5 protein-coding genes and 1 riboswitch are annotated in these 6162 nt (G+C 66.2%); of the genes, 2 read left to right on the top strand and 3 right to left on the bottom strand.

Annotation, left to right across the window (positions count from 1 at the left end; all coding sequences use genetic code 11):
- Both LPW29_RS11205 and LPW29_RS11200 read left to right on the top strand, forming a co-directional pair.
- Positions 1 to 274 (top strand): DUF2256 domain-containing protein (locus LPW29_RS11205; RefSeq protein WP_238628078.1); only part of this gene is annotated, 274 nt, incomplete at its 5' end.
- Between the two features lie 145 nt (positions 275 to 419).
- Complete coding sequence (locus tag LPW29_RS11200; RefSeq protein ID WP_238628077.1) at positions 420 to 4031, top strand: hydantoinase B/oxoprolinase family protein; 3612 nt, start codon at positions 420 to 422, stop codon at positions 4029 to 4031.
- A 114-nt stretch (positions 4032 to 4145) separates the two neighbouring features.
- On the opposite strand, the gene LPW29_RS15520 is transcribed toward LPW29_RS11200, so the two are convergent.
- The 3 genes from LPW29_RS15520 to LPW29_RS11185 form a co-directional block, all read right to left on the bottom strand.
- Entirely contained in the window at positions 4146 to 4436 is a 291-nt protein-coding gene (locus tag LPW29_RS15520) for an ArsA-related P-loop ATPase (RefSeq protein WP_255705806.1), read from the bottom strand.
- Complete coding sequence (locus LPW29_RS11190) at positions 4436 to 4684, bottom strand: arsenic metallochaperone ArsD family protein (protein WP_238628076.1); 249 nt, start codon at positions 4682 to 4684, stop codon at positions 4436 to 4438. The genes LPW29_RS15520 and LPW29_RS11190 overlap by 1 nt, the downstream gene beginning before the upstream one ends.
- A gap of 71 nt (positions 4685 to 4755) precedes the next feature.
- A complete protein-coding gene (locus LPW29_RS11185; RefSeq protein ID WP_370642840.1) occupies positions 4756 to 5721 on the bottom strand; it encodes an MBL fold metallo-hydrolase in 966 nt (321 codons plus the stop codon).
- A 160-nt stretch (positions 5722 to 5881) separates the two neighbouring features.
- Positions 5882 to 6123, top strand: a riboswitch (cobalamin riboswitch).
- Positions 6124 to 6162: the final 39 nt, after the last annotated feature.

Below are 6162 nucleotides of genomic sequence, written 5' to 3'. Positions count from 1 at the left end.
TAACTATCATGCATCACGCCGGGTGAGGCACACCCAGCGTGAGCCCCAGCCGGGTGCGGTGCGAGCGTCTTGCCAGGGCCTGTCTTTCGGATCGAATCAGGGGCATCGGATGAGCCACGCCAAACCCAACCTGCCCACGAAGACCTGTGTGGTCTGCGGCCGCCCGTTTGCCTGGCGGCGCAAGTGGGCCCGTGTCTGGGATGAGGTGCGCTATTGTTCCGAGCGCTGTCGTCGGCAACGGGGATCGGTCGGCGCGGGCAGGGGGCCGGCATGACCACCTTGCGTCTGGTACTTCGTTCCCCCTCAATACCAAGATGCTGCATCCACGGGAGGTGATCGATGCGGCACTGGAGGCCTTTCCTCGGTCGCAGCCGAAGGAGTAGTACAATTCCGGTCGTTCGACACAAGGGGAGCCAATGATGCAGCATCGGCAGGAACAGCGCTGGCAGTTCTGGATTGATCGGGGCGGCACGTTCACCGATGTGATCGGGCGTCGGCCGGACGGCACCATGGTCATGCACAAGCTGCTATCCGAGCACCCGGAGCGCTACCGGGATGCGGCCCTGCAGGGTATTCGCGATCTGCTGGGTCTGGAGCCGGGCGACGCCATCCCGCCCGAGCGGCTGGCGTCGGTGAAGATGGGTACCACCGTGGCCACCAACGCCTTGCTGGAGCGCAAGGGGGAGTCCATGGTGTTCGTCACCACCCGGGGCTTTGCCGATGTCCTGCGCATTGGCTACCAGAACCGGCCGGACATCTTCGCCCTGGACATCCGGCTGCCCGAGCAGCTGTATCGGCATGTGGTGGAAGTGGACGAGCGCATCGCCGCCGACGGCACGGTGCTCGCTGCACCCGACCCGCAACAGGTGCGCAGCGCCCTGAGCGAGGCGCGGGCGGCCGGATGTACCGCCTGTGCCATCGCCTTCATGCACGGCTACCGCTACACCAGGCATGAGGAACAGGTGGCCGCCCTGGCCCGGGAAGCGGGTTTCGAACAGGTCAGCGTGTCCCATCGGGTGAGCCCGCTCATGCGCCTGGTGGGCCGGGGCGATACCACGGTGGTGGACGCCTATCTCTCACCCATTCTCAGGCGCTATGCCGAGCAGGTGGCCGCGGAGCTGGGCGACACCCGCCTGATGTTCATGAAGAGCGACGGCGGGCTGACCGACGCCCGCTGGTTCGAAGGCAAGGACGCCATTCTCTCGGGGCCGGCCGGTGGCATTGTGGGATGCGTGCGCACCGCCATGATGGCGGGTTTCGAGCAGGTCATCGGCTTCGACATGGGTGGCACGTCCACCGATGTCGCCCATTACAACGGGGAGTTCGAGCGCAGCTTCGAGACCGTGATCGGCGGCGTGCGCATGCGCGTGCCCATGATGCGCATCCACACCGTGGCCGCCGGCGGTGGCTCCTGCCTTGGATTTGACGGCAGCCGCTACCGGGTGGGCCCGGAGTCCGCCGGGGCGGATCCGGGGCCGGCCTGTTATCGCCGTGGCGGCCCGCTCACCGTGACCGACTGCAACGTCATGCTGGGACGGCTGCAGCCGGCGTTCTTCCCGCGCGTGTTCGGCCCCGACGGCGACGAACCCCTGGATGCCGAAGTGACTCGCGAGGCCTTCCGGGAACTGGCCGAACGCATCCACCGGGAGACCGGAGATGAGCGCAGCCCGGAGGCGGTGGCCGAGGGCTACCTGCGCATTGCCGTGGAGAACATGGCCAATGCCATCAAGCAGATCTCCGTGCAGCGGGGTCACGACGTCACCGGCTACACCCTGAACTGTTTCGGCGGTGCTGGCGGCCAGCATGCCTGCCGGGTGGCCGAGGCCCTGGGCATGGCCCGGGTGCTGGTGCACCCCTTCGCCGGGGTGCTGTCCGCCTACGGCATGGGCCTGGCCGATCTCACCACCCTGCGGGAGCTGGCGGTGGACGAGCCGCTGCAGGCCGACAGCCTGAAGCGACTGGCACCGCGCCTGGCGCGGGCCGAGGGCGAGGGCCGGAAGGAGCTCCTGGCCCAGGGCGCCGCCGCTGATGGTCTACGTGCGGTGTACAAGCTGCAGCTGCGCTACAAGGGGACCGAGACGGCGCTGCTGGTGGATCATAGCGAGGCCGAACCGGTGCGGGCAGACTTCGAGACTCTGCATCGCACCCGCTTCGGTTTCACCATGCCGGACAAGCGGGTGATGATCGCCGCCGCAGTGGTGGAAGTGATCAGTGGCGATGGCGCCCTGGGCAGCGAACCCGAGCAGCCGCCACGGGGGGAGGGTGCAGGCCTGGAGGCCCTGGGACAGGTGGAGGCCTGGATGCAGGGCGCCTGGTGCAGCGTGCCCGTTTACGACCGCGAGACCCTGGCCCCCGGGGACCGCATCGAAGGACCGGCCATCATCCGCGATCCGGTGTCCACCATCGTGGTGGAGCCGGGCTGGTCATTGGGCGTCAACCCCTACGGCCACCTGCTGCTGGACCGGCAGGCCGCCACCGCGTCCGCCCGGGTGGGCACCGAGGCGGATCCGGTGATGCTGGAGGTGTTCAACAACCTGTTCATGAGTGTGGCCGAGCAGATGGGCGTGACGCTGCAGAACACTGCTCAGTCCGCCAACATCAAGGAGCGGCTGGATTTCTCATGCGCCGTGTTCGACGCCGATGGCGACCTGGTGGCCAATGCGCCCCATGTGCCGGTGCATCTGGGCTCCATGGGCGAGAGCGTGCGCGCCATCATCCATGCCCGCCGGGGCACGATGCGGCCCGGCGACGTGTTCATGCTCAATGATCCTTACCAGGGTGGAACCCATCTGCCGGACATCACCATGGTGACGCCGGTGTTCGATGATGCCGGTGACGAGATCATCTTCCATGTGGCCAGCCGCGCCCACCATGCGGATGTGGGCGGCCTCACCCCGGGCTCCATGCCGCCCCACAGCCGCCATATCGACGAAGAGGGCGTGCTCATCACCAATGAGCAGGTGCTCGATGCCGGCGAGTGGCGGGAGCAGGCCCTGCGGGATCTCTTCGGTAGCGGCCGGTACCCCGCCCGCAACATCGCGCAGAACCTGAGTGATCTGCGCGCCCAGATCGCCGCTAACAATCGCGGCGTCAATGAACTGCGCGGGCTGGTCAGCCAGTACGGCCTGGATGTGGTGCATGCCTACATGGCCCACGTCCAGGCCAACGCCGCCGAACAGGTGCGCCGGGTGCTGGACGTGCTTGGCGACGGCACCTGGGAAAAGCGCCTGGACAGCGGCGCCGTGGTGAGGGTGGCCATCCGCGTGGACCGCCAGGCACGCACGGCGGTGGTGGACTTCAGCGGCTCCAGCCCCCAGCAGGACAGCAACTTCAACGCCCCCCGGGCGGTGACCCGGGCGGCGGTGCTGTATGTGCTGCGCACCCTGGTGCAGGATAGCATCCCGCTCAACGATGGTTGTCTGGAGCCCATCGAGCTGGTGATTCCGGAGGGCTCCATGCTCAGTCCGCGCCATCCCGCGGCGGTGGTGGCCGGCAATGTGGAGGTGAGTCAGGTGGTCACCGACACCCTGTATGCGGCCCTGGGCGTGATGGCCAACAGCCAGGGCACCATGAACAACGTCACCTTCGGCAACGAGGCCCATCAGCACTACGAGACCCTGTGCGGCGGTGCCGGGGCCGGTGACGGCTTCCATGGCGTCAGTGCCGTGCACGTGCACATGACCAACAGCCGCCTCACCGATCCGGAGGTGCTGGAGACCCGCTTCCTGGTGCGACTGGAGGGCTTCGCCGTGCGCCAGGGGTCCGGCGGCGATGGGCAGTGGCAGGGCGGCCACGGCGTGGAGCGCCGTCTGCGCTTTCTGGAGCCCATGACAGTGGCGGTGCTGGCCAACAGCCGCGTGCAGGCGCCGGCGGGCATTGCCGGCGGCGGCGACGGAGCCCTGGGCGAGCAGTTCGTCCTGCGTGCCAGCGGCGGCCGCGAGGACCTGGGCGGCACGGACCTGGCCGCCATGGACACCGACGACGTGTTCGTGATCCGCACCCCCGGCGGCGGTGGATACGGCGCCAGGTAGAAGCGATGCAAGGCGCGGTGCATGGTCCCGGTGGGCTGGCTGCCAGTGCCCACGGCCCCCCAGCCCTGTGGGGCCAGAGCTTTGCATACGGATGAGGGCAGTGCCTCCGTGTGATCAGTCGTGTGTCTCGCTCCAGGGCTCCACCACGAGTCTTTGATGGTGTTGCTCCAGGATCTCCCGGATCCATCGGCCCTCGGCGGCCTGGCGCGCCCGCAGAACGGGATCGCTCACCTGCACCGGGCTCAGGGCCTGATCCACGTTGGAGGCCGGGTCGGTGGAGATGAGCAGGACCCTTTTGCCCTGTTCCGCCAGGGCCAGGGCACTAGCGCAGGCCAGCGAGGTCTTGCCCACGCCGCCCTTGCCGGTGAAGAAGAGATGTCGGGTAGGGGTGTGGAGAAAATTCATCAGGAGACCTCTCGATACAGCTTTACCCACCAAGGGGAACAGCACGTTCTGAGCCCCTCTCCCACCAGCGGGAGAGGGGTTGGGGTGATGGAGAGGGCGTCCTCGCCATCCTTCTCCAGAATGCCCTGGATGGTGGCGTTTTCCACGAAGGCTCCGGGTTGCTGGGACAGGTTGTAGCGGGTCACGCTCACCCCGGAATCACGCAACCACGCCAGGTCACCCGCCAGCCGGGAGAGCCTGGGGTCCACGTGCCGAGAATACGATATTCCATATATATGATCAGCTGTATGTATGGGCCGCGCATGAGACGCCCCGAGCGCTAGAAACTGGCCTCCATGAACAGATAAGTACGATTGATATTCATCCGGTGCCAATCGTCGTAATGGCGCAGGTGGCGGAATTGAGGCAGGTCCGCGAGGCGGGTCACCACTTCATCCAGTGTCTCCCAGTTCTCCAGGCCTTCCCCCACCTCGTGCACCAGCAGGGCCAGGTAATCACCGGTATCCCGCTGCGCGGTGGCCAGGTCGGTGGCCTCGCCATGGCCGGGAACCACCACCTCCGGCTCCCAGGAGGCCATGGTCTCGAAGGCCTTGAGTTGTTCCACCGGATTGCTCCATGGGTGAATGCCCAGCATGCGCTCGGTGTAGACCACGTCACCGGAGAAGACCACACCCTGATCGGGCAGATGCAGCAGGATGTCCCCCGGGAAGTGGGCATCGCCGGCATGGACCATCTCGAAGCGCACCCCGCCCAACTCGAACGCATGATGATCCGAGGCGATGGGGGAGGGGGCCGGGCGCGGCTCGGTGCCTTCCATGGCCGCCGCGCCCAGGGTTTCCGTGAGGCGATCCAGGTGCTGCCGGGCAAACTCCGCCTGGGTGGCGGCGGTGCGCTCAAGGGTCAGGATCTCGGCACCTTGGGAGAGGAAGTAGTCATTGCCCAGCCAGCGGTGATCCTGGCTGCCCAGATTGATCACATGGGTGATGGGCTGGTCGGTCAGGTCAGCCACAGCCTGTTCAATGCGTTGGGCCACATGGTGGCTGGGGCCGCTATCGATCAGCACCACCCCTTCGTCGGTGATCACGAAACACACGTTATTGTTCATGCCCAGGTTGGCCTGGGTTCGATTTTCCAGTGAGCCATAAAAGTAATGGATCTGCTCTGTGATGGCCCGCGGCTCGAGGATCCGTTCGATGGGTCGGTCCTCACCCGCCAGGGCTGTGGTGAGGGAGGAGATCATCAGTCCAATCAGTGTGGAGAGGAGTGCGGGGGCACGGGCAATCATGCTGTTCCTCGGTCATGTTGAAAAGTGCGAGGCGGGACGCCTCACCCCTTTTTATGCCAATAAAAGCATAACGATATGCCTGGCCTCTGCCAAGCTCTCCTGAGGATCCGGCACGTCTTGGATTTGAGCCCGGGCCGGATGCCTGTTAACTTTGTATGGATATCTTCAGACTTCAGCAGGTGACCCGGGGCCTCAACGGCCCATCCATCGGGTTGAAACGGGAAGCCGGTGACATCGCTCAGACGATCACTCCGGCGCTGCCCCCGCAACGGTAAGTGGTGAACGTGGACCCCTCAGGCCACTGTGAGACCCCGTCCCCAGGGGCGGATCTCATGGGAAGGCAGATCCCCACGATGACAATCCACCACAAGCCCGGAGACCGGCCTGTTGAAGACCAGGTGCCGCGGGGTGCGGCGTGCCGGGTGTAGCCCGTGGCGCGTA

The organism is Ectothiorhodospira sp. 9100 (assembly GCF_022227565.1).
GTDB lineage: Bacteria > Pseudomonadota > Gammaproteobacteria > Ectothiorhodospirales > Ectothiorhodospiraceae > Ectothiorhodospira > Ectothiorhodospira marina.
The sequence above is the reverse complement of the archived record's forward strand: the minus strand, read 5'-3'. Positions and strand labels throughout refer to the sequence as shown.